Annotated in this window: 20 protein-coding genes; 15 read left to right on the forward strand and 5 right to left on the reverse strand. The window is 64.7% G+C overall.

From position 1 onward, the window contains the following. The 10 genes from nuoE (at position 1) to nuoN (ending at position 12,018) form a co-directional block, all read left to right on the forward strand. Positions 1 to 498 carry an NADH-quinone oxidoreductase subunit NuoE gene (nuoE, locus tag CCOS865_RS16155; protein ID WP_119142581.1) on the forward strand — a complete coding sequence of 166 codons (498 nt, stop codon included), beginning with the start codon at positions 1 to 3 and terminating at the stop codon, positions 496 to 498. Continuing rightward, entirely contained in the window at positions 495 to 1,874 is a 1,380-nt protein-coding gene (nuoF, locus tag CCOS865_RS16160) for an NADH-quinone oxidoreductase subunit NuoF (RefSeq protein ID WP_119142583.1), read from the forward strand. The genes nuoE and nuoF overlap by 4 nt, the downstream gene beginning before the upstream one ends. Positions 1,875 to 2,007: 133 nt before the next feature. Beyond that, positions 2,008 to 4,722: an NADH-quinone oxidoreductase subunit NuoG gene (nuoG, locus tag CCOS865_RS16165; protein WP_119142585.1), complete on the forward strand. Its 2,715-nt coding sequence runs from the start codon at positions 2,008 to 2,010 to the stop codon at positions 4,720 to 4,722. Then, positions 4,719 to 5,726 (forward strand): NADH-quinone oxidoreductase subunit NuoH, encoded by a 1,008-nt coding sequence (nuoH, locus tag CCOS865_RS16170; RefSeq protein WP_119142587.1) that lies wholly within the window; start codon positions 4,719 to 4,721, stop codon positions 5,724 to 5,726. The genes nuoG and nuoH overlap by 4 nt, the downstream gene beginning before the upstream one ends. Positions 5,727 to 5,737: 11 nt before the next feature. Further along, entirely contained in the window at positions 5,738 to 6,286 is a 549-nt protein-coding gene (nuoI, locus tag CCOS865_RS16175; RefSeq protein WP_027592814.1) for an NADH-quinone oxidoreductase subunit NuoI, read from the forward strand. A 10-nt stretch (positions 6,287 to 6,296) separates the two neighbouring features. Continuing rightward, positions 6,297 to 6,797 carry an NADH-quinone oxidoreductase subunit J gene (gene nuoJ, locus CCOS865_RS16180; RefSeq protein WP_119142589.1) on the forward strand — a complete coding sequence of 167 codons (501 nt, stop codon included), beginning with the start codon at positions 6,297 to 6,299 and terminating at the stop codon, positions 6,795 to 6,797. Positions 6,798 to 6,800: 3 nt separating this feature from the next. Then, positions 6,801 to 7,109: an NADH-quinone oxidoreductase subunit NuoK gene (gene nuoK, locus CCOS865_RS16185; RefSeq protein WP_008096201.1), complete on the forward strand. Its 309-nt coding sequence runs from the start codon at positions 6,801 to 6,803 to the stop codon at positions 7,107 to 7,109. Beyond that, positions 7,106 to 8,959, forward strand: coding sequence for an NADH-quinone oxidoreductase subunit L (nuoL, locus tag CCOS865_RS16190; RefSeq protein WP_119142591.1), 1,854 nt, complete (start codon positions 7,106 to 7,108; stop codon positions 8,957 to 8,959). Before nuoK ends, nuoL begins: the two co-directional genes overlap by 4 nt. Positions 8,960 to 9,008: 49 nt before the next feature. Continuing rightward, positions 9,009 to 10,541 carry an NADH-quinone oxidoreductase subunit M gene (gene nuoM / locus CCOS865_RS16195; protein ID WP_119142593.1) on the forward strand — a complete coding sequence of 511 codons (1,533 nt, stop codon included), beginning with the start codon at positions 9,009 to 9,011 and terminating at the stop codon, positions 10,539 to 10,541. Positions 10,542 to 10,548: 7 nt separating this feature from the next. Then, entirely contained in the window at positions 10,549 to 12,018 is a 1,470-nt protein-coding gene (gene nuoN / locus CCOS865_RS16200) for an NADH-quinone oxidoreductase subunit NuoN (protein ID WP_119142595.1), read from the forward strand. A gap of 67 nt (positions 12,019 to 12,085) precedes the next feature. On the opposite strand, the gene CCOS865_RS16205 is transcribed toward nuoN, so the two are convergent. Further along, complete coding sequence (locus CCOS865_RS16205; protein ID WP_119142597.1) at positions 12,086 to 12,379, reverse strand: ogr/Delta-like zinc finger family protein; 294 nt, start codon at positions 12,377 to 12,379, stop codon at positions 12,086 to 12,088. A 248-nt stretch (positions 12,380 to 12,627) separates the two neighbouring features. On the opposite strand from CCOS865_RS16205, the gene CCOS865_RS16210 reads away from it, so the two are divergent. After that, positions 12,628 to 13,014: a helix-turn-helix domain-containing protein gene (locus tag CCOS865_RS16210; protein WP_119142599.1), complete on the forward strand. Its 387-nt coding sequence runs from the start codon at positions 12,628 to 12,630 to the stop codon at positions 13,012 to 13,014. Between the two features lie 3 nt (positions 13,015 to 13,017). Here CCOS865_RS16210 and CCOS865_RS16215 read toward each other — a convergent pair whose 3' ends face one another. From CCOS865_RS16215 to CCOS865_RS16225, 3 genes are read right to left on the reverse strand one after another with little or no spacing between them, the layout of a single operon-like run. Further along, the gene (locus CCOS865_RS16215) at positions 13,018 to 13,392 is read right to left on the reverse strand and encodes a hypothetical protein (protein ID WP_244216131.1); all 375 of its coding nucleotides are present in this window, start codon (positions 13,390 to 13,392) and stop codon (positions 13,018 to 13,020) included. Continuing rightward, a complete protein-coding gene (locus CCOS865_RS16220; protein ID WP_119142601.1) occupies positions 13,385 to 13,738 on the reverse strand; it encodes a head completion/stabilization protein in 354 nt (117 codons plus the stop codon). Before CCOS865_RS16220 ends, CCOS865_RS16215 begins: the two co-directional genes overlap by 8 nt. Positions 13,739 to 13,750: 12 nt before the next feature. Then, on the reverse strand, positions 13,751 to 13,999 hold the full coding sequence (locus CCOS865_RS16225; protein WP_119142603.1) for a helix-turn-helix domain-containing protein: 249 nt from the start codon (positions 13,997 to 13,999) through the stop codon (positions 13,751 to 13,753). Positions 14,000 to 14,225: 226 nt separating this feature from the next. On the opposite strand from CCOS865_RS16225, the gene CCOS865_RS16230 reads away from it, so the two are divergent. After that, a complete protein-coding gene (locus CCOS865_RS16230; protein WP_119142605.1) occupies positions 14,226 to 16,283 on the forward strand; it encodes a TonB-dependent receptor family protein in 2,058 nt (685 codons plus the stop codon). Positions 16,284 to 17,237: 954 nt separating this feature from the next. Here CCOS865_RS16230 and CCOS865_RS16235 read toward each other — a convergent pair. Beyond that, positions 17,238 to 18,299, reverse strand: a complete 1,062-nt coding sequence (locus tag CCOS865_RS16235; RefSeq protein ID WP_119142607.1) for an AI-2E family transporter — start codon at positions 18,297 to 18,299, stop codon at positions 17,238 to 17,240. Positions 18,300 to 18,429: 130 nt separating this feature from the next. On the opposite strand from CCOS865_RS16235, the gene trhP reads away from it, so the two are divergent. From trhP to CCOS865_RS16250, 3 genes are all read left to right on the forward strand, one after another. After that, positions 18,430 to 19,764: a prephenate-dependent tRNA uridine(34) hydroxylase TrhP gene (gene trhP, locus CCOS865_RS16240; RefSeq protein WP_119142609.1), complete on the forward strand. Its 1,335-nt coding sequence runs from the start codon at positions 18,430 to 18,432 to the stop codon at positions 19,762 to 19,764. Between the two features lie 87 nt (positions 19,765 to 19,851). After that, on the forward strand, positions 19,852 to 20,280 hold the full coding sequence (locus CCOS865_RS16245; protein WP_119142611.1) for a DUF411 domain-containing protein: 429 nt from the start codon (positions 19,852 to 19,854) through the stop codon (positions 20,278 to 20,280). Between the two features lie 10 nt (positions 20,281 to 20,290). Further along, positions 20,291 to 20,728 carry a YqaA family protein gene (locus CCOS865_RS16250; protein WP_119142613.1) on the forward strand — a complete coding sequence of 146 codons (438 nt, stop codon included), beginning with the start codon at positions 20,291 to 20,293 and terminating at the stop codon, positions 20,726 to 20,728. Positions 20,729 to 20,743 lie beyond the last annotated feature (15 nt).

Below are 20,743 nucleotides of genomic sequence, written 5' to 3' on the forward strand. Positions count from 1 at the left end.
ATGAACAACACGCTTATCCAAACCGACCGTTTCGCCCTGAGCGAAACCGAGCGCTCGGCCATCGAGCACGAGATGCACCACTACGAGGACCCGCGCGCGGCGTCCATCGAAGCCCTGAAGATCGTCCAGAAGCAGCGCGGCTGGGTGCCGGACGGCGCCATCTACGCGATCGGCGAGATCCTCGGTATCCCGGCCAGCGACGTCGAAGGTGTGGCCACCTTCTACAGCCAGATCTTCCGCCAGCCGGTCGGCCGCCACATCATTCGCGTCTGCGACAGCATGGTCTGCTACATCGGCGGCCATGAATCGGTGGTCAGCCAGATCCAGAGCGAGCTGGGCATCGGCCTCGGCCAGACCACCGCGGACGGGCGCTTCACGCTGCTGCCGGTGTGCTGCCTGGGCAACTGCGACAAGGCCCCGGCGCTGATGATCGACGACGACACCTTTGGCGACGTGCAGCCTGCTGGCGTCACCAAACTGCTGGAGGGTTACGTATGACCATCACTTCCTTCGGCCCGGCCAACCGCATCGCGCGGGCGGCCGAAACCCACCCGCTGACCTGGCGCCTGCGTGACGACGGCGAGCCCGTGTGGCTCGACGAGTACCAGGCCAAGGACGGCTACAGTGCCGCCCGCAAGGCGCTGGCGCAGATGTCCCAGGACGATATCGTCCAGACCGTCAAGGACGCCGGCCTCAAGGGCCGCGGCGGCGCAGGCTTCCCCACTGGCGTGAAGTGGGGCCTGATGCCCAAAGACGAATCCATGAACATCCGCTACCTGCTGTGCAACGCGGACGAAATGGAGCCCAACACCTGGAAGGACCGCATGCTGATGGAGCAACAGCCCCATCTGCTGGTCGAGGGCATGCTGATCAGCGCCCGCGCCCTCAAGGCCTACCGCGGCTACATCTTCCTGCGTGGCGAATACACCACCGCGGCTAAAAACCTCAACCGCGCCATCGATGAAGCCAAGGCCGCCGGCCTGCTGGGCAAGAACATCCTCGGCACGGGTTTCGACTTCGAGCTGTTCGTGCACACCGGCGCCGGGCGTTACATCTGCGGTGAAGAAACCGCACTGATCAACTCCCTCGAAGGCCGCCGCGCCAACCCGCGCTCCAAGCCGCCCTTCCCTGCCGCCGTTGGCGTGTGGGGCAAGCCGACCTGCGTGAACAACGTCGAGACCCTGTGCAACGTGCCGGCGATCGTCGGCAACGGCGTCGACTGGTACAAGTCGCTGGCCCGCGAAGGCAGCGAAGACCACGGCACCAAGCTGATGGGCTTCTCCGGCAAGGTGAAAAACCCAGGCCTGTGGGAACTGCCCTTCGGCGTGACCGCCCGTGAGCTGTTCGAAGACTACGCCGGCGGCATGCGCGACGGCTTCAAGCTCAAGTGCTGGCAGCCAGGCGGCGCCGGTACCGGTTTCCTCCTGCCCGAGCACCTCGACGCGCAGATGTACGCCGGCGGCATCGCCAAGGTCGGCACCCGTATGGGTACCGGCCTGGCCATGGCGGTCGACGACAGCGTCAACATGGTCTCGCTGCTGCGCAACATGGAAGAGTTCTTTGCCCGCGAATCGTGCGGCTGGTGCACCCCATGCCGTGACGGCCTGCCGTGGAGCGTGAAGATGCTGCGCTCGCTGGAGCAAGGCCAAGGCCGCGCCGAAGACATCGAGACGCTGCTCGGGCTGGTCAACTTCCTCGGCCCTGGCCGCACCTTCTGCGCTCACGCACCGGGTGCCGTCGAGCCGCTGGGCAGTGCCATCAAGTATTTCCGTTCGGAGTTCGAGGCCGGCGTCGCCAGCAACACTGGCACTGACGCCCTGCGCCCGAACCTGGCCAAGCCAATCCCGAGCGGGCCGATCGTGGTCGGCGCATAACAAGATGAAGCGCGGGTGGTCCGTGCCACCCGCCGGCCTCGCTGGCTCGCCCGAGTGTTTCGGGCAGAGCCGCGGGCACACCGATTTCCATTAGCCACGCCTGCTCACGCGGGCCAACGAAGAACTTTGAACCATGGCCACTATCCACGTAGACGGCAAAGCGCTCGAAGTCAACGGTGCGGACAACCTGTTACAGGCCTGTCTGTCGCTTGGCCTCGACATCCCTTATTTCTGCTGGCACCCGGCGCTCGGTAGCGTCGGCGCCTGCCGGCAGTGTGCGGTCAAGCAGTACACCGACGAGAACGACACCCGTGGTCGTATCGTCATGTCCTGCATGACCCCTGCCTCCGACGGCACCTGGATCTCCATCGAAGACGATGAGTCCAAGGCGTTTCGCGCCAGCGTCGTCGAATGGCTGATGACCAACCACCCGCACGACTGCCCAGTCTGCGAGGAAGGCGGTCACTGCCACCTGCAGGACATGACGGTAATGACCGGCCACAACGAGCGCCGTTACCGTTTCACCAAGCGTACCCACCAGAACCAGGACCTCGGCCCGTTCATCTCCCACGAGATGAACCGCTGCATCGCCTGTTATCGCTGCGTGCGCTACTACAAGGACTACGCCGGCGGCACCGACCTGGGTGTCTATGGCGCCCACGACAACGTGTACTTCGGCCGTGTCGAAGACGGCGTGCTCGAGAGCGAGTTCTCCGGCAACCTCACCGAGGTCTGCCCGACCGGTGTGTTCACCGACAAGACCCACTCCGAGCGCTACAACCGTAAATGGGACATGCAGTTTGCCCCAAGCATCTGCCATGGCTGCTCGAGCGGCTGCAACATCAGCCCGGGTGAGCGCTACGGCGAACTGCGCCGGATCGAGAACCGCTTCAACGGCTCGGTCAACCAGTACTTCCTGTGCGACCGTGGCCGCTTCGGCTATGGCTACGTCAACCGCAAGGACCGCCCACGCCAGCCGTTGCTTGCCGATGGCAGCAAGCTGAGCCTGGACGCCGCCCTGGACAAGGCCGCCGACCTGCTGCGCGGCCGCACCATCGTCGGTATCGGTTCGCCACGCGCCAGCCTGGAGAGCAACTACGGCCTGCGCGAGCTGGTCGGTGCCGAGTACTTCTACTCAGGTATGGAAGCCGCTGAACTGGCTCGCGTGCGCCTGGCCCTCGACGTGCTGAACAACAGCCCGCTGCCAGTGCCGACCCTGCGCGACATCGAAGACCACGACGCCGTGTTCGTGCTCGGTGAAGACCTCACCCAGACCGCCGCCCGCGTTGCCCTGGCCGTGCGCCAGGCAACCAAGGGCAAGGCCGAAGCCATGGCCGACGCCATGCGCGTCCAGCCGTGGCTGGATGCTGCCGTGAAGAACATCGGCCAGCACGCGCTGTACCCGCTGTTCATCGCCAGCCTGACTGAAACCAAGCTCGACGACGTGGCCGAAGAATGCGTCCACGCCGCACCGGCCGACCTGGCGCGCCTGGGCTTCGCCGTGGCCCACGCCATCGACCCGAGCGCCCCGGCCGTTGCAGGCCTGGACGACGACGCCAAGGCCCTGGCCCAGCGCATCGCCGATGCCCTGGTCGCTGCCAAGCGTCCGCTGCTGGTTGCCGGTGCTTCGCTGGCCGAGCCTGCGCTGATCGAAGCCGCCGCCAACATCGCCAAGGCGTTGAAGCTGCGCGAGAAGAACGGCTCGCTGACCCTGATCGTGCCGGAAGCCAACAGCCTCGGCCTGGCCATGCTCGGTGGTGACTCGGTCGACGCTGCGCTGGACGCTGTGATCAGCGGCAAGGCCGACGCCATCGTGGTCCTGGAAAACGACCTGTACACCCGTGTACCGGCCGCCAAGGTCGACGCTGCCCTGGCCGCGGCCAAGGTGGTAATCGTTGCCGACCACACCAAGACCGCCACCAGCGATCGCGCCGACCTGGTCCTGCCCGCCGCCTCGTTCGCCGAAGGCGACGGCACCCTGGTCAGCCTCGAAGGCCGCGCCCAGCGCTTCTTCCAGGTGTTCGATCCAACCTACCTGGACAGCAGCATCCAGATCCACGAAGGCTGGCGCTGGATGCACGCCCTGCGTGCCACCCTGCTCAACAAGCCGATCGACTGGACCCAACTGGACCACGTCACCAGCGCCTGCGCCGAGGCCGCGCCGCAACTGGCCGGGATCGTCAACGCCGCGCCAAGCGCCGCGTTCCGCATCAAGGGCATGAAGCTCGCACGTGAGCCGCTGCGCTACTCCGGCCGCACCGCGATGCGCGCCAACATCAGCGTGCACGAGCCGCGTACCCCGCAAGACAAGGACTCCGCGTTCGCCTTCTCGATGGAAGGCTACTCGGGTTCGGCCGAACCGCGCCAGCAGGTGCCGTTCGCCTGGTCGCCGGGCTGGAACTCGCCGCAAGCCTGGAACAAGTTCCAGGACGAAGTCGGTGGCCACCTGCGTGCCGGTGACCCAGGCATCCGCCTGATCGAAGCACAAGGTGACCGCCTGAGCTGGTTCAGCGCCATCCCGGCGGCGTTCAGCCCAGCCCGTGGCACCTGGACCGCGGTACCGTTCTTCCACCTGTTCGGCAGCGAAGAAAGCTCCTCGCGCGCCGCCCCGGTACAAGAGCGCATCCCGGCCGCATACGTGGCCCTGGCCAAGTCCGAAGCCGACCGCCTCGGGGTCAACGAAGGCGCGCTGCTGAGCCTTAAGGTCGGCGGTGTCGAGCTGCGCTTGCCACTGCGTATCAATGAAGAGCTGGGCGCTGGCCTGGTCGCGTTGCCGAAAGGCCTGGCGGGCATTCCACCGGCCATCTTCGGTGCATCCGTCGAAGGCCTGCAGGAGGCAGCACAATGACCTGGTTCACCCCCGAAGTGATCGATGTGATCATCCAGGTCGTCAAGGCTATCGTGGTGCTGCTGGCCGTGGTGGTCTGCGGCGCCCTGCTCAGCTTCGTCGAGCGCCGCCTGCTGGGCTGGTGGCAGGACCGCTACGGTCCGAACCGTGTCGGCCCGTTCGGCATGTTCCAGATCGCTGCCGACATGCTGAAGATGTTCTTCAAGGAAGACTGGAACCCGCCCTTCGTCGACAAGATGATCTTCACCCTGGCGCCGGTCGTGGCCATGAGCGCCCTGCTGATCGGCTTCTCGATCATCCCGATCACACCGGGCTGGGGCGTTGCCGACCTGAACATCGGCCTGCTGTTCTTCTTCGCCATGGCCGGCCTGTCGGTGTATGCGGTGCTGTTCGCCGGCTGGTCGTCGAACAACAAGTACGCCCTGCTGGGCAGCTTGCGTGCTTCGGCACAGACCGTGTCGTACGAAGTGTTCCTGGGCCTGGCGCTGATGGGCGTGGTGGTGCAGGTGGGCTCGTTCAACATGCGCGACATCGTCGAGTACCAAGCGCAGAACCTGTGGTTCATCATTCCGCAGTTCTTCGGCTTCTGCACCTTCTTCATCGCTGGCGTCGCCGTGACTCACCGTCACCCGTTCGACCAGCCGGAAGCAGAACAGGAACTGGCCGACGGCTACCACATCGAGTATGCCGGCATGAAATGGGGCATGTTCTTCGTCGGTGAGTACATCGGCATCATCCTCATCTCGGCGCTGCTGGTAACCCTGTTCTTCGGTGGCTGGCACGGTCCGTTCGGCATCCTGCCGCAAGTGCCGTTCCTCTGGTTCGCCCTGAAGACCGCGTTCTTCATCATGCTGTTCATCCTGCTGCGCGCGTCGATCCCGCGCCCACGCTATGACCAGGTGATGGACTTCAGCTGGAAGTTCTGCCTGCCGCTGACCCTGATCAATTTGCTGGTGACCGCTGCGATCGTGCTTTACAACACGCCAGCCGTCGCGGCCCAGTGAGGATTTGACCCATGTTCAAGTATATCGGCGACATCGTTAAGGGCACCGGCACTCAGCTGCGCAGCCTGGCCATGGTGTTCTCCCACGGGTTCCGCAAGCGCGACACCCTGCAGTACCCCGAAGAAGCTGTGTACCTGCCGCCGCGCTACCGTGGCCGTATCGTCCTCACCCGCGACCCCGATGGCGAGGAGCGCTGCGTAGCGTGCAACCTCTGCGCGGTGGCTTGTCCGGTTGGCTGCATCTCGCTGCAGAAAGCCGAGACCGAGGACGGCCGCTGGTACCCGGAATTCTTCCGCATCAACTTCTCGCGCTGCATCTTCTGCGGTCTGTGTGAGGAAGCCTGCCCGACCACCGCGATCCAGCTCACGCCGGACTTCGAAATGGCCGAGTTCAAGCGTCAGGACCTGGTGTACGAGAAAGAAGATCTGCTGATCTCCGGCCCCGGCAAGAACCCTGACTACAACTTCTACCGTGTTGCGGGCATGGCCATCGCCGGCAAGCCGAAAGGCTCTGCACAGAACGAAGCCGAGCCGATCAACGTGAAGAGCTTGCTCCCATAAGGACAGAAAGATGGAATTCGCTTTCTACTTTGCATCCGGGATCGCCGTGGTCTCCACCCTTCGGGTGGTTACCGGCACCAACCCCGTGCACGCCCTGCTGTACCTGATCATTTCGCTGATTTCCGTGGCGATGATCTTCTTCGCCCTGGGTGCGCCGTTTGCCGGCGCCCTGGAAGTGATCGCCTACGCCGGCGCCATCATGGTGCTGTTCGTCTTCGTGGTGATGATGCTCAACCTCGGGCCGGCGTCGGTCGCCCAGGAGCGCGGCTGGCTGAAACCGGGTATCTGGGCCGGCCCCGTGCTGCTCGGCACCCTGCTGCTGCTGGAGCTGCTGTACGTGCTGTTCGTCGCCCCGAGCGGCGCCGGCATCAGTGGCACCACCGTCGACGCCAAGGCCGTGGGCATCAGCCTGTTCGGTCCTTACCTGCTGGTGGTCGAGCTGGCCTCGATGCTGCTGCTCGCTGCAGCCGTCACCGCCTTCCACCTGGGCCGCAACGAGGCGAAGGAGTAAATCATGGGTGCTATCCCTCTCGAGCATGGTCTGGCGGTCGCCGGCATCCTGTTCTGCTTAGGTCTGGTTGGCCTGATGGTCCGCCGCAACATCCTCTTCGTGCTCATGAGCCTGGAAGTCATGATGAACGCCTCTGCCCTGGCGTTCATCGTCGCCGGTGCGCGTTGGGTCCAGCCCGACGGCCAGGTGATGTTCATCCTGGTGATCAGCCTGGCAGCCGCCGAGGCCAGCATTGGCCTGGCGATCCTGCTGCAGCTGTATCGCCGCTTCCACACTCTCGACATCGATGCTGCCAGTGAGATGCGCGGATGAACCTTATCTTCCTGACTTTCGTCTTCCCCCTGATCGGCTTCCTGCTGCTGTCGTTCTCGCGCGGGCGGTTCTCGGAGAACCTGTCCGCCCTGATCGGCGTCGGCTCGGTTGGCCTCTCGGCCGCGACGGCCGCCTACGTCATCTGGCAATTCAACGTCGCGCCGCCTGAAGGCGGCGCGTACAGCCAGCTGCTGTGGCAGTGGATGTCGGTGGACGGCTTTGCGCCGAACTTCACCCTGTACGTGGACGGCCTGTCGGTCACCATGCTCGGCGTGGTCACCGGCGTGGGCTTCCTGATCCACCTGTTCGCGTCCTGGTACATGCGTGGCGAAGCCGGTTACTCGCGCTTCTTCTCGTACACCAACCTGTTCATCGCCAGCATGCTGTTCCTGGTGCTGGGCGATAACCTGCTGTTCATCTACTTCGGCTGGGAAGGCGTGGGCCTGTGCTCGTACCTGTTGATCGGTTTCTACTACAGCAACCGCAACAACGGTAACGCCGCACTCAAGGCCTTCATCGTCACCCGGATCGGCGACGTGTTCATGGCCATCGGCCTGTTCATCCTGTTCGCCCAGCTGGGTACCCTGAACGTGCAGGAACTGCTGGTGCTGGCACCGCAGAAGTTCCAGGCGGGTGACACCTGGATGGTCCTGGCGACCCTGATGCTGCTGGGTGGCGCGGTCGGTAAATCGGCCCAGCTGCCACTGCAGACCTGGCTGGCAGACGCCATGGCCGGCCCGACCCCGGTTTCGGCACTGATCCACGCGGCCACCATGGTGACCGCGGGCGTGTACCTGATCGCCCGTACCAACGGCCTGTTCCTGCTGGCGCCGGACATCCTCCACCTGGTCGGCGTGGTCGGCGGTGTGACCCTGGTGCTGGCCGGCTTTGCCGCGCTGGTACAGACCGACATCAAGCGGATCCTCGCCTACTCGACCATGAGCCAGATCGGCTACATGTTCCTGGCCCTGGGCGTCGGTGCCTGGGACGCGGCGATCTTCCACCTGATGACCCACGCCTTCTTCAAGGCGCTGCTGTTCCTCGCTTCGGGTGCGGTGATCGTTGCCTGCCACCACGAGCAGAACATCTTCAAGATGGGCGGCCTGTGGAAGAAACTGCCGCTGGCCTACGCCAGCTTCGTGGTCGGTGGTGCGGCCCTGGCGGCCCTGCCGATCATTACCGTGGGCTTCTACTCCAAGGACGAGATCCTCTGGGAAGCGTTCGCCAGCGGTAACAGCGGCCTGTTGTACGCCGGCCTGGTCGGTGCGTTCATGACCTCGCTGTACACCTTCCGCCTGATCTTCATCGCCTTCCACGGCGAAGCCAAGACCGAAGCCCACGCCGGCCACGGCATCAGCCACTGGCTGCCGCTGGGCATCCTGATCGTGCTGTCGACCTTTGTCGGCGCGTGGATCCACCCACCGCTGGCCGGCGTACTCCCTGAGAGCGCCGGGCATGCCGGTGGCGAAGCCAAGCACAGCCTGGAAATCGCCTCGGGGGCCATCGCCATCGCCGGTATCCTGCTGGCGGCCGTGCTGTTCCTGGGCAAGCGTCGCCTGGTCACCGCGATCGCCAGCAGCAGCATCGGCCGCGTCCTGTCGGCCTGGTGGTTCGCCGCCTGGGGCTTCGACTGGATCTACGACAAGCTGTTCGTCAAACCTTACCTGCTGATCTGCCACATCCTGCGCAAGGACCCGGTCGATCGCGGCATTGGCCTGATCCCTCGGATGGCGCGTGGCGGCCACGTCGCCATGAGCAAGACCGAGACCGGCCAGCTGCGCTGGTACACCGCCTCGATCGCCGTGGGTGCCGTGCTGGTGCTCGGCGCCGTGCTGGTGGCGGCGGTATGACCCTGACTCTTGCGAACCTTGTGACTTTGCCAAAGGAAACGAACCCGTCATGATTTTGCCTTGGCTGATCCTGATTCCCTTCATCGGCGGCTTCCTGTGCTGGCTGGGTGAGCGCTTCGGCGCCACCCTGCCCCGCTGGATTGCACTGCTGACCATGTCCCTGCTGCTCGGCATCGGCCTGTGGCTGTGGGCTCACGGCGACTACACGCTCGCCCCTGCCCCGGGCGCCGAACCTGCCTGGGCACTGGAATACAAAGTCGAGTGGATCAAGCGCTTCGGCATCAGCATCCACCTGGCCCTCGACGGCCTGTCGCTGCTGATGATCCTGCTCACCGGCCTGCTCGGTGTGCTCTCGGTGCTCTGCTCGTGGAAAGAGATCCAGCGCCACGTCGGCTTCTTCCACCTCAACCTGATGTGGATCCTCGGCGGCGTGGTCGGGGTGTTCCTGGCCCTGGACCTGTTCCTGTTCTTCTTCTTCTGGGAAATGATGCTGGTGCCGATGTACTTCCTCATCGCGCTCTGGGGTCACAGCTCGGCGGATGGCAAGAAGACCCGGATCTACGCGGCGACCAAGTTCTTCATCTTCACCCAGGCCAGCGGCCTGATCATGCTGGTGGCGATCCTCGGCCTGGTGCTGGTCAACTACAACACCACCGGCGTCATCACCTTCAACTACAGCGACCTGCTCAAGGCCGAACTGCCGGCCGGTACCGAGTACCTGCTGATGCTGGGCTTCTTCATCGCCTTCGCGGTGAAGCTGCCGGTGGTACCGTTCCACTCCTGGCTGCCGGATGCGCACGCCCAGGCGCCGACCGCAGGCTCCGTCGACCTCGCCGGCATCCTGCTGAAGACCGCCGCCTACGGCCTGCTGCGCTTCGCCCTGCCGCTGTTCCCGAACGCTTCGGCCGAGTTTGCGCCGATCGCCATGACCCTGGGCCTGGTCGGTATCTTCTACGGTGCCTTCCTGGCCTTCGCGCAGAGCGACATCAAGCGCCTGATCGCCTTCTCCAGCGTCTCGCACATGGGCTTCGTGCTGATCGGTATCTACTCCGGCAGCCAGCAAGCCCTGCAGGGCGCGGTGATCCAGATGCTCGCGCACGGTGTCTCCGCCGCCGCGCTGTTCATCCTCAGCGGCCAGCTGTACGAGCGCCTGCACACCCGTGACATGCGTCAGATGGGTGGCCTGTGGCACCGCATCGCCTACCTGCCGGCAATCAGCCTGTTCTTCGCCGCGGCGTCGCTGGGCCTGCCGGGCACCGGCAACTTCGTCGGCGAGTTCCTGATCCTGATCGGCAGCTTCGTGCATGTGCCGTGGATCACCGTGATCGCCACCACCGGCCTGGTCTTTGGTTCGGTGTACTCGCTGATCATGATCCACCGCGCCTACTTCGGCCCGGCCAAGTCCGACACCGTACTGGCTGGCATGGACAGTCGCGAACTGATCATGGTCCTCGGCCTGGCGGGCCTGCTGATTCTGCTCGGTGTCTACCCGCAGCCGTTCCTCGATACCTCTGCCGCCACCATGAGTGGTGTGCAGCAGTGGCTCGGTTCCGCTTTCACTCAACTCGCTTCGGCCCGGTAAGAGCGCTATGGAATTCACCACTCAACACTTCATCGCACTGGCGCCGATGCTGATCACCACCATCACCACGGTCGTGGTGATGCTGGCGATCGCCTGGAAGCGCAATCACTCGCAGACCTTCCTGCTGTCCACCATTGGCCTCAACCTGGCCCTGCTGTCGATCCTGCCGGCACTCAAGGTTGCGCCGCTGGCGGTCACCCCGCTGATCACCATCGACAAGTTCGCCTGCCTGTACATGGCGATCATGCTGGTGGCCACGCTGGCCTGCGTCACCCTCGCCCACGCCTACCTGGGCGAAGGCTCCAAGGGCTACCCGGGCAACCGTGAAGAACTCTACCTGCTGCTGCTGATGTCGGCCCTGGGCGGCCTGGTGCTGGTCAGCGCCAACCACCTGGCCGGGCTGTTCATCGGCCTGGAGCTGCTGTCGGTGCCGGTCTACGGACTGGTGGCGTACGCGTTCTTCAACAAGCGATCACTGGAAGCCGGTATCAAGTACATGGTGCTGTCGGCCGCCGGTTCCGCCTTCCTGCTGTTCGGCATGGCACTGCTGTACGCCGACGCTGGCAGCCTGAGCTTCGACGGCATCGGCAAGGCCCTGGCCTCCACCGGCATGCCGAGCCTGCTGGCCCAGCTGGGCCTGGGCATGATGCTGGTCGGCCTGGCCTTCAAGCTGTCGCTGGTCCCGTTCCACCTGTGGACCCCGGACGTCTACGAAGGCGCCCCGGCACCGGTCGCCGCGTTCCTCGCGACCGCCAGCAAGGTCGCGGTGTTCGCCGTGGTCGTGCGCCTGTTCATGATCTCGCCGGCTGCCAGCAGCGGCGTGCTGAGCACGGTACTGGCCGTGATTGCGGTGGCTTCGATCCTGATCGGTAACCTGTTGGCGCTGACCCAGAGCAACCTCAAGCGTCTGCTCGGTTACTCGTCGATCGCCCACTTCGGCTACCTGCTGATCGCCCTGGTCGCCAGCAAAGGCCTGGCCATGGAAGCCATGGGCGTGTACCTGGTGACCTACGTGATCACCAGCCTCGGCGCCTTCGGCGTGATCACCCTGATGTCCTCGCCGTACGCCGGCCGTGACGCCGACGCCCTGTACGAATACCGCGGCCTGTTCTGGCGCCGTCCGTACCTGACCGCGGTGCTCACCGTGATGATGCTGTCGCTGGCCGGTATCCCGCTGACAGCAGGCTTCATCGGCAAGTTCTACATCATCGCCACCGGCGTCGAGTCGCACCTGTGGTGGCTGGTCGGTGCCCTGGTGATCGGTAGCGCCATCGGTGTCTACTACTACCTGCGGGTGATGGTCACCCTGTACCTGGTCGAACCGAACCTGCGTCGCCACGACGCGCCGCTGAAGTGGGAACAGCGCACCGGCGGCGTCATGCTGCTGGCCATCGCCCTGCTCGCCTTCGTGCTCGGCGTGTACCCGCAACCGCTGCTGGAGATGGTTCAGCAGGCAGGCTTGCAACTGATCGGTTGATCAGCCGGCAACACCAAAACACCCCGCACATGCGGGGTGTTTTTTTATCTGCGACGTGCAGGTCTGGTCAGCTCGAGGTGGCCACGCTCGGGCTCGGCTCGGGTTCGGACTTGCCAGGGCGCCCGGGGTTGTGCGCGGCTTTGCGCAACTCGCGATTGGCGCTGGGCAGGCGCACATCCGGGTTGGGCATGCCGCTGGGCGAGAGTTCATGGGTCATCTCGAATTCGGCACGCACCGACCAGCCACAGGCCTCGTTGACGCATTGCAGGTAGGCGACCCGGAGAAACACATGGCGCCCCTCGCTGGTGCGGATGCGCATCCGGCCGCTGCAATGAGGGCACACCAGTTTGTAACTACTCACAGTGCCCTCCTGTTGGAATCGTCCGTACCTGTGGGATTGAATGGCCCAGCGCCAGCACGGACGCCTGGAAACCGACTGTCTGTAGGTCGCCCCCACAACAGCGGCGGAAGTTATTTCCGCGCACTATCAGAATATTCATCACTATCATAATTACGTACCATGCGGTGCGAGTAAGGATCCATCCGATCTATTCATATTGAGTATTTCCGTGCCAATGATCTTATCAGAACTCATCAGAGATATTCATAATGAGTAACACCTCCCTTGTTTCGGTGTTGCACCGGTTGAAGCAGGTAACCGCTACCGGCAGTGATTCGGCCCTGGCTGGCGTGCTGGGTGTGAGCCCGCAGACCCTGAGCAGTTGGAAGGTACGCGACAGCATCCCGTATGCGTTTTGCATAGACGCCGCAGAGCGCCACGCGGTATCGCTCGACTGGTTGCTGCTCGGCCTCGGCAGCCCGGCTAGGACGCCCGTAACGACCACAGAGCCGTCGGCCACCGAGCTGCTTGAACTGCTGCAGGGCCTGAGCCCCGCTGACCTGCAGACCATTCGCCTGCAGGTGGTGGATAAATTGCGCCTGCAGGAACTGGAGCGGCGCCTGGACGAACTGAGCGCCGCGGTACCCTCGGCCTGAGCATCACGGCCCGCGGCGCCAGCGCTGGACGATTTCCTTGAGGTCGGCGTTTTCCAGCCAGAGCATCACCTTGACGCTGATCGGGATCACCACCACGGCGGCGACGAATGCGGCGACGCCTCCCGAGACGAAGGGCATCAGTGACAACAGCAGCGGCATGAACAGATAGCCCACGCCCGCCGACAACAGCAGGCTCATCAGGCGCTCCTGCAGGCTGAGCTTGCGCCGCGACCTGATCGTCACCCAGGCCTTGCCCTTCGACGAGCTGACCAGGCAGGCGCCGAGGATCGCGCCCGCCAAGGCTTCGCCCTGGAAACCGGCCAGAACGCTCTGCAGCTGCGACCAGTTGTGCATCAACGCCTGAAGGAGCTCAGTCATGCGCGGCTCCTCGCAGGGCTGCATCGCCACCCAACGCGCGCAGCGTGCAGTGCTCGACCAGGCGCAGGTAGCAGGTGCACAGCCGCCGGCCATGGGCGTGCCGCGACAGGTCGGCCAATTGCATGTAGCCCAGCGCGCGCAAGCGCAACCGCCAGCCGGCAAATTCCCGGGCGGCGATCGCCAGGGCCTGCTGCCCGGCGAGTTGCAGGCGGGTGTCGCTGATACACGCGGGGATCGCCAAGCGCTGGCGCAGGCTCGACAGTTCGACACGCGGCCAGAACTGGTCCTGGCGGGCCAGGTAGCACAGGTGCGGGGGTGGTTCAGGCGATTGCAGCTCGGCGTCCATGGTGGTGCCTCCTCACTGATCCTGCAGCATGCCGTAGCGGATGGCCTTGATGACCGCCATCACTCGGGTGCTGACCGCGAACTTGCTGAGGATGTTGCCAACGTGGAAATTCACCGTGACCTCCTTGCAGCCGAGGATCTGGCCGATCTCCCAGGAGGTCTTGCCATACGCGCACCACAACAGCACCTGCCGCTCGCGCGGGGTCAGGTAGATGGGGTGGTCGTTGCCTGGAGCATCTTTGGGTGGGGTGACGGCGTTCATGGGAGGTTCTCCGCTGATTCGAGTCAGTCCCTCTGGCTAGAGGGGTCAGCTGTCACCCTACTAAGTTGCGGATCGCTCGCTCCAGCAGCGGGCGTTGTAAAGAGAGGCCCTACAACAACGTTCTACATTCACACCGCTCCCCGGTTAAAGATCGGACGTGCTTCGAGGGACTTCTCGTACGTCTGACCTCCATTGCCCCGCAAGCCCCTGCCACTGGAGTCGTTCGATGCGTCGTGTTTCACCCTCTCGCGCCTTAGGCCTGTTGATCAGCGCAGCCAGTTGCCCGGCGCTTGCCAGCGCGCCCGTAGAACTGGATCAGGTGCTGATCGAAGACCAGCAGCAAGGCGAACTGGAGGCGGCGGCCGCGCGCTTGCGGCAAACCCCAGGCGCCAGCAACCTGGTGGACCTGCAACGCGTCGAGCAAGGGCGGGTCGCCACCAACCAGGACGTGCTGGCGTACCAGCCGGGGGTGTTCGCCCAGTCGGCGGGCAACGACGGCATCAAGCTGTCGATTCGCGGCTCGGGCATCAACCGCGCACCGAGCGCGCACGGCTCCGGGGTCTACACGATGTTCGACGGCCTGCCCCTGACCGGCCCGGGCGGCACGCCTTACGAGCTGCTCGAACCGTTGTGGCTGAGCCGCGCCGAAGTGCTGCGCGGGGCCAACGGGTTCGACCGCGGCGCCCTCGCCCTGGGCGGTGCGGTCAACTACGTGACCCGCACCGGCTACGACGCCGAGCGCCTGCAACTGCGCTATGAAGTCGGCAGCCGCGGTTATGCCCACCGCCAGATCAGCTCTGGCCAGGTGCTCGGCAAGCTCGACTACTATGTGGCCCTGACCGACTCCGAATACGACGGCTACCAGGAACACAGCAGCGGCAGCGCCAAGGGCTTTGCCGCCAATGTCGGCTACCGCTTCAACCCCAACCTGGAAACCCGCTTCTACCTGCGCTACCGGGAAACCGAGAACGAGCTGGCCGGGCGCGTGACCAAGGACCAGATCAAGCACGACCCGCGTGCCGCCAACGCCGGCTACGTGACCCGTGATGACAGCCGCCCGCAGCCGGGCAGCACCTGGGTCGCCAACAAGACCACCTTCTACCTCGAAGACGATGCCAAGGTGGAAGCCGGGCTGGTCTATCACGACTTCCCGATGGACCTGCGCGAGGGCGCGATGCGCCTGAAGGTGGCCTACGCGGATGTCAGTGGCACCTTGAACTACCAGCGCCGCGACACCGTGTTCGGCCATGAGAGCAAGACCACCGTAGGTTGGCGCACCACCAAGCACCTGCCCAACAGTGGCGCCTCGCAGTTTGCCCGCAGCGGCGGCGAGAACTTCGGCGCCCGCAGCCGCGACTTCAGCTACCAGGGTTCGGACACCGTGCTGCATGTCGGCAACGACCTGGAGCTGATCCCGGACCTGTGGCTGACCACGGGCCTGGCGATGATCTACACCCGCCGGGAAAGCGCGGTCACCTTCCCCGCCGACGGCGGCAAGGTCAGCCAGCACGACTGGGACTACGCGCCGCGCCTGGGCCTGCGCTATGACATCAACCCGGACCTGCAGGTGTATGGCAACCTCAGCCGCTCGGTCGAACCGCCGCACCCATGGTCGCTGATCTGGAGTTCAACGGTTGCCACTCAACCGATCGAGATGCAGAACCAGACGGCCACCACGTTGGAGCTGGGCGCACGCGGTGATTCGGCGCTGGGGCACTGGGACCTGGCCTGGTACTACTCGCAGGTTCGCCATGAACTGCTGGCCGTGGAGCTCGTACCGGGGCAGCCGAGCAAGGAGTTCAACGCCAGCGCCACCGTGCACCAGGGCGTCGAAGCGGGCCTGGACAGCACCCTCTGGGAGCGACCGGGCAGCGGCAAGTTGAGCCTGCGCCAGGCCTACACCTTCAGCGACTTCCACTACCGCGACGACGACCGCTTCGGCGACAACCGCCTGCCTGGCATCCCCCTGCACTACTACCAGGCAGAGCTGCGCTACGACTGGCCAAGTGGCTTCTACGCCGGGGTCAACACGCAGATGGCGTCCAAGGTGCAGGCCGACTATGCCAACAGCTACCACGCCGACGCCTATGCCCTGCTCGGTGCCCGCCTGGGCTGGAACTCACCGCAGCAGGACTGGCAGACCTGGCTCGATCTGCGCAACCTGACCGACAAGCGTTACGCGGCAACGGTGACCCCGGGGTATGACAGCACCACCGACAAGAACCGCTTCACCCCGGGCGAGGGTATTGCCGCGTACTTCGGCGTTTCCTACAGCTTCAAGTAGCCGCTCCGGCCTCGTCGCTAGGCAAGCCCCAATGCCAGTCAGTTAAGGCTTGGTCGCCTGTTATGGGGCTGGGTCTTGGGCTTGCAAGTTAAGGGCTCATCCATTCGATGTGGTGGCGTTTATGGCCCCTTCCGCCTTTACGGCGGGTCACTTTTTTTCTTGGAAAAAAGTAACCAAAAACCGCCGGCTCCCACATACGGCCCTCCGCTGCGCTGCGGGTTCCCTCACTCCGGTCTTGCTCCCGCGTGGACCGGGCTGTACGGGCCTTCCTGGCCCGCGGCGCTTGCCGGCCATCCATGGCCGTCACCTCGCTCCGCAAGACCTCCGTTCGGCCTCCTGAGGTCGCCAAGTTAGGGGTGGCGCCTGGGCTGGCGTTATCTTCGATAGTGGCAATGGTGGTGGATAGCTTGGCCTCTTCGCGGGTTTACCCGCGAAGAGGCCGGCACTGCCAATGCACATTCTGGCGCTGACGCGCTGTACCGCCCTTCTAAACCAGCGAGAGCGCAGCGATTCGCCAGCCGTTGCCCTGGCCCTTGATCTAGCCTTTGATCTGGCTGGTGATCTTGATCTACCGCGACTTCAGGAGGCCGAACGGAGGTCTTGCGGAGTGAGGTGACGGCCATGGATGGCCGGCAAGCGCCGCGGGCCAGGAAGGCCCGTCCGGCGCGGTCCTCACGGGAGCAAGACCGGAGTGAGGGGACCCGCAGCGCAGCGGAGGGCCGGATGCAGGAGCCAGCGGTTTTTGGTTACTTTTTTCCAAGAAAAAAAGTGACCCGCCGTAAGGGCGGAAGGGGCCATCAGCCGCACCACACCCACCGGATAAGCTCACCAATCGAAACGCACCAGCACCACCAGCCCCCCCAAAAAATCCGTGAAGAACCTATTGTTTCCCTCGGCGCAAACCACGTGAAGCCCCCCCGATGAGCCCCTGGTGCAAGCCGCAGACTCAGCCCCTCACGGCAACTGCACCTGCGGCTTGGTCGCGGCAAAGATCGCCCAGCTGGAGATGAACAGCGCGGCGATCAGCGGCCCGATGACAAAGCCGTTGAGGCCGAACACCGCCAGCCCGCCCAGCGTCGAGACCAGGATCAGGTAATCGGGCATGCGCGTATCCCGGCCCACCAGAATCGGCCGCAGGACGTTGTCCACCAAGCCGATCACCAGCACGCCGAAGGCGGTCAGCACCACGCCCTGCCAGATCGCCCCGGTGAGGATGAAGTAAGCCGCCACCGGCGCCCAGACGATCCCCGCACCCACCGCGGGCAGCAGCGACAGAAACGCCATCATCACCGCCCAGACCAGCGCACTGGGAATACCCAGCACCCAGAAGATCATCCCGCCCAGCGCCCCCTGGGTAATCGCCACCAGCACGTTGCCCTTGACCGTCGCGCGCACCACGCGGTTGAACTTCATCTGCAGGCGACGCTTCTGGTTTTCAGGCAGCGGCACCGCCAGGCGGATCTTGCGCGCCAGCTCCGGCCCCTCACGCAGGAAGAAGAACAGCAGATACAGCATGATGCCGAAACTGATCAGGAAGTCGAACGTGCCCTGGCCAAAGCTGAACGCCTGGCTGGCGAGTACCTGGCTGCCCTGGGTGGCCCATTTGGTGATCTTGTCGCGCAGGCCGTCGAGGTTGCCCATGCCCATGCGGTCCAGGCCGTTCTGGGCGAAGGCCGGGAGCATGTCCTTGCCTCGCTCGACATAGCCGGCAATGTCCAGCTGCCCGCTCTCGATGCGCTGGTACAGGGTGGCGCCCTCCTGCACCAACAGGGCACTGGTGATGATCACCGGCAAGATCGCCACCAGCAGGCAGACCATCAGGGTGGTGGCCGAGGCCAGGTTGCGCCGACGGTTGAAGCGCATCAGCAGATGGCGCTGCAACGGCGCAAACAGGATGCCAAGGATGACCGCCCAGAAAATCGCCCCGTAGTACGGCAGCAGGATCCAGATGAAGGCAACGGTGACAAAGGCCAGCAGTACGGCCAACGCCTTGTTCTGTAGAGCGGTTTGGTTCATGGGCATTCCTCTGGGATTCATAACGTTAGTGCGCTGGGCATCGCCAAAAGTGCCGTACTCGGCGTGATCCAGATCAATGCACAGCGAGGGCCTTGCCCCTACCATCCGCGCCTTTTGCCCCGGTGCGCCCATGACCCCTTTGACCCGACCCGAACTGCTCGCCCCTGCCGGCACCCTGAAGACGATGCGCTACGCCTTCGCCTACGGCGCCGACGCGGTCTACGCCGGGCAGCCGCGCTACAGCCTGCGCGTGCGCAACAACGAATTCGACCACGCCAACCTGGCCCTCGGCATCGACGAAGCCCACGCCCTGGGCAAGCGGTTCTACGTGGTGGTCAACATCGCCCCGCACAACGCCAAGCTGAAGACCTTTCTCAAGGACCTGGCGCCGGTGGTCGAGATGGGACCGGATGCGCTGATCATGTCCGACCCGGGCTTGATCATGCTGGTCCGCGAGCACTTCCCGCAGATGGCCATCCACCTCTCGGTGCAGGCCAACACGGTCAACTGGGCCAGCGTGAAATTCTGGCAGCAGCTGGGCCTGAGCCGGGTGATCCTGTCGCGCGAGCTGTCGCTGGAGGAGATCGAGGAGATTCGCCAGCAGGTGCCGGACATGCAGCTCGAGGTGTTCGTCCACGGTGCGCTGTGCATGGCCTACTCCGGGCGCTGCCTGTTGTCGGGTTACTTGAACAAGCGCGACGCCAACCAGGGCAGCTGCACCAACGCCTGCCGCTGGAAATACCAGGCCAGCGCGGCCAGCGAGAGCATCACGGGCGATATCGTCCACCAGGTCCAGCCGACCCTTGGCCTCGGCGCGCCGACCGAGCAGGTGTTCCTGCTGCAAGAGGCCAATCGCCCAGACGAGGCGATGCCAGCGTTCGAAGACGAGCACGGCACCTACATCATGAACGCCAAGGACCTGCGCGCGGTGCAGCACGTCGAGCGGCTGACGCGCATGGGCGTGCACTCACTGAAGATCGAAGGCCGGACCAAGTCGCACTTCTACTGCGCCCGTGCCGTGCAGGCCTACCGCCAGGCCATCGATGACGCGGTCGCGGGCCGGCCGTTCGACCGCGCCCTGATGGGCAACCTCGAGTCGCTGGCCCAGCGCGGCTACACCGAGGGCTTCCTGCGCCGCCATGTGCACGACGAGTACCAGAACTACCAGCGCGGCAACTCAGTGTCCGAGCGCCAGCAATTCGTTGGCGAGTTGACTGGGGTGCGAGTCGACGGCCTGGCCGAGGTCAAGGTGAAGAACCGCTTCGCCCTGGGCGACACGCTGGAACTGATGACCCCGTACGGTAATTACCGCTTCGACCTCGCCGGCCTGTGCAATCGCCAGCAGCAGGCGATCGAGGTGGCGCCGGGCGATGGCCACGTGGTGTACCTGCCGCTCCCCGAGACGGTGTCGTTGCCGTACGGGCTGTTGATGCGCGATCTGCACGGCGACGAGCAGATCAGCTGACAGATCTGTAATCTAGGCTTCAGCTTGCCGACAGTCGCGATCCGCCACACTGCCGGCTTTCGCCCGTATTTGCTGTGGAGCTCGACCATGCTGCGCAAACACCTGATCACCCTGGGCCTGCTGGCCTTCACCAGCCTGGCCCAGGCCGCCGAGACCATCGACGTCTACCGTGACCCCAACTGCGGCTGCTGCAAGCAGTGGATCAGCCACCTGCGGGACAATGGCTTCACCGTCAACGACCACGTCGAGCCGAACATGAGCGAGGTCAAGCAGCGCCTCGGCGTGGCGCCGCGCCTGGCCTCGTGCCACACCGGGGTGATCGACGGCAAGTTCGTCGAGGGCCATGTGCCGGCCGAGCAGGTGCGCCTGCTGGCCAAGCGCAACGACCTCAAGGGCATTGCCGTCCCGGGCATGCCGATGGGCTCGCCCGGCATGGAAATGGGCGATCACAAGGACCCGTACCAGGTCATCGGCGTGACCCACGAGGGCAAGGACGAAGTCGTGGCCAGCTACTGAGACGGCGTCGATGCTGAGCCTCTGGGCGCTGTTTTTCAGCGCCTTTGGTGCCGCCACCTTGCTGCCCCTGCAATCGGAGGCGGTGCTGGTCGGGCTGTTGCTGCGCGACCCCGACGCCTGGCTGATCCTGCTGGCGGTGGCCACCCTGGGCAACGTCCTCGGTTCGATCGTCAACTGGCTGCTGGGCCGGGCCATCGACCGCCTGCGCGGGCGCCGCTGGTTTCCGTTCAGCGCCGCCCAGCTTGACCGCGCCCAGCATCGCTACCAGCGCTGGGGGCAGTGGTCGCTGCTGCTGAGCTGGATGCCGGTGATCGGCGACCCGCTGACCCTGATCGCCGGCATCCTGCGCGAACCGTTCTGGCGTTTCCTGCTGCTGGTCACCGTGGCCAAGGGCGGCCGCTACCTGATTCTGGCGCTGATTACCCTGGGCTGGTTTAACGGCCAGTAACACCTTTGCCATTCC

It is taken from the genome of Pseudomonas reidholzensis (assembly GCF_900536025.1).
Taxonomy (GTDB): domain Bacteria; phylum Pseudomonadota; class Gammaproteobacteria; order Pseudomonadales; family Pseudomonadaceae; genus Aquipseudomonas; species Aquipseudomonas reidholzensis.